This is a genomic window from Actinacidiphila oryziradicis (genome assembly GCF_005047355.1).
GTDB classification, from domain to species: Bacteria; Actinomycetota; Actinomycetes; order Streptomycetales; family Streptomycetaceae; genus Actinacidiphila; species Actinacidiphila oryziradicis.
This window is the reverse complement of the sequence record NZ_SUMC01000299.1, coordinates 1-2060: the sequence shown is the minus strand read 5'-3', so window position 1 is coordinate 2060 and position 2060 is coordinate 1. Positions and strand designations below refer to the sequence as shown.

General features: G+C 69.0%; 2 protein-coding genes. Both read right to left on the bottom strand.

Translation table 11 applies throughout. From position 1 onward, the window contains the following. Positions 1–795: IS110 family RNA-guided transposase (locus FCI23_RS55380; protein WP_136731717.1), on the bottom strand; the 795-nt coding region annotated here is incomplete at its 3' end. A gap of 446 nt (positions 796–1241) precedes the next feature. Further along, complete coding sequence (locus FCI23_RS55375; protein WP_246144946.1) at positions 1242–1841, bottom strand: hypothetical protein; 600 nt, start codon at positions 1839–1841, stop codon at positions 1242–1244. Positions 1842–2060 lie beyond the last annotated feature (219 nt).

Genomic DNA, 2060 nt, shown 5'->3' with positions numbered 1-2060 from the left:
GGAGCCCTGTTTGGTGATCGGCCCGCGGTGGACCTTGGTGTCCGAGGCCCGGTGCCGCGGGGTCAGGCCGGCCCAGGAGCACAGCTGGCGGGCGCCGGCGAAGCGGGTCACGTCGCCGATCTCGGCGACCATCACGGCGGCCAGGACCGGACCGATGCCGGGGATGGTTTGCACAGCGCGGTAGCCGGGATCGTCGGCGAGCATCCGGGCGGTAAGCACTTCGATGTCGGCGATCTCCTTGTTGAGGAAGGCGATCAGCCGCAGCAGAGAGGCGACCCGTGTCCGGTAGGGGCCGTGCAGTGAGATCCCGGCCAGCCATGCGCCGCCGGCGTGACCGAACAGGTCGGTCGTCGGCACGTGCAGGCCTGCCTTGGCGAGGACCGCGTGGATCTGGGTCTTCGCTGACGTGCGTATGTTGACCAGCTTGTGGCGGTAGCGCACCATCTCCCGGATCTCGCGGATGCGGGGCGGGGCGATCCATGCCTCGGGCAGACGCCCCATGCGCAGCAGGTCGGCCAGGTCCGCGGCGTCCTTGTCGTCGGTCTTCACCCGCCGGTAGGTGAACATCTTCACCCCGAGCGGATGGGCGAGGTGGAGCTCGGCGCCGACTTGCTGCAGTGTGTCAGCGGCCCAGTACCAGCCGTAGGTGGCCTCCAGGACCACCTGGGGGTGCGGGCCCGCCTTGGCGATCTCGGTCCGCAGGGCGGCCGGGCTGTTGTCGATGCGTACCCGGTCCAGCCGCTGCCCGTCCGGGGTCATCCGCAGCAGCACCGAGCGGCGGGCATGCAGGTCCATGCCCACGATCTGTGGTCGTCATAGGCTGTTTCTCGGTACATCAGGGGCCTCCTGCCTGTGGACAGTCCTTTCGTCCTGGACCGAGCATCGTCCGCACCCGGCCGGAGCGGGAGGCCCCGCTCCTTCATCGCATCAGAGCGGCGGGGCCTGAAGGCGGCTCCTGCGGTTCGGCGGACACGGACACAAGCGGGGAGGGAACCACCGCTGCAGGCCTGTACGAGGAAGCCGCGCCAGACGTGCGCGCCCGGCCCCCGAAGGGGCGCTGGAACGGCAGACGGGGATCCAGGGCGCCGTCGTCAGTCGCCGCCGATGGCAGTGTGAACGAAGGACAGGAGCGCGTCGTACACCTCCATCGCGCCCATGCGCTGCTCGGATTCCTTGGCGAGCATCGCCAGCAGCAGCTTGGGCGGTGCTGGTTTCTCCCAGGGCCGGCGGAGGTCGGCGGCCTACCCTACGGGCGGCTCGCCGATGGTGACCTGGACCCTGTCGCCGAATTTCGCCGCCAACTCGCGTTTCGCCCGCGCCAGATCGCCGGTGATCTGCACCTCGACCACGCCGCGGCTCCAGGTCGCGTCGCTTCCGCTGCCCACCGTCCAGATCTTGTAACCCGTGGTGTGCCCCACCAACGTCGCTACCTGGCTCTGCGTGGCGAACAACTCCGCGCGCGTCCTCGGAGCGTCGCGCAGCATGGCCGGTACGCCGGTGTGCAACGTTGCAAGCGCGGCGTCGAAGGCAGGGTCCTTCTTTCGGTAGACAATGATGCGATCCCCGGGGATGTCCACGCTCTGGCCGGTGTAGGAACCCGGGTAGGAGGCGCCGAGGTGCTCGATCGCGTTCGCCGCCGGGTCGAGCTGCTGCTGGATCCTCCCGGAGGCTTCGGAGTCCATGACCGACGGTCGCGTACTGGGGGTGGCGGCATCAGGCGGCGGGGCGGTCACCCCGGCCGCGGGGCCGCCCACGGTGCGCTCCGCACAGGCGGCCGTGAGCAAAAGGGCCGCCACAGTCACGGCCATGGCGACGGCTCGCAGGGGTGGGTTGAACGGCATGGCTGGAGGCCTCACTTCCGCAAAGCAGCGGGCGAACGGTGGTCCGCCCATCCTGCAGGACGTGGGTCCGCCGTGCTCGGCGAACTCAGCATTAACCCTGGATATTCAGCGGAATTGGGTGATCTGACGCCCCGATAGCAGAATGGTGCCGCTGACCTGCGAGGATGCGAGTGTCTACGTCGTATCCGCTGCAAGAATCAGGGCACCAATCTGGTGAGC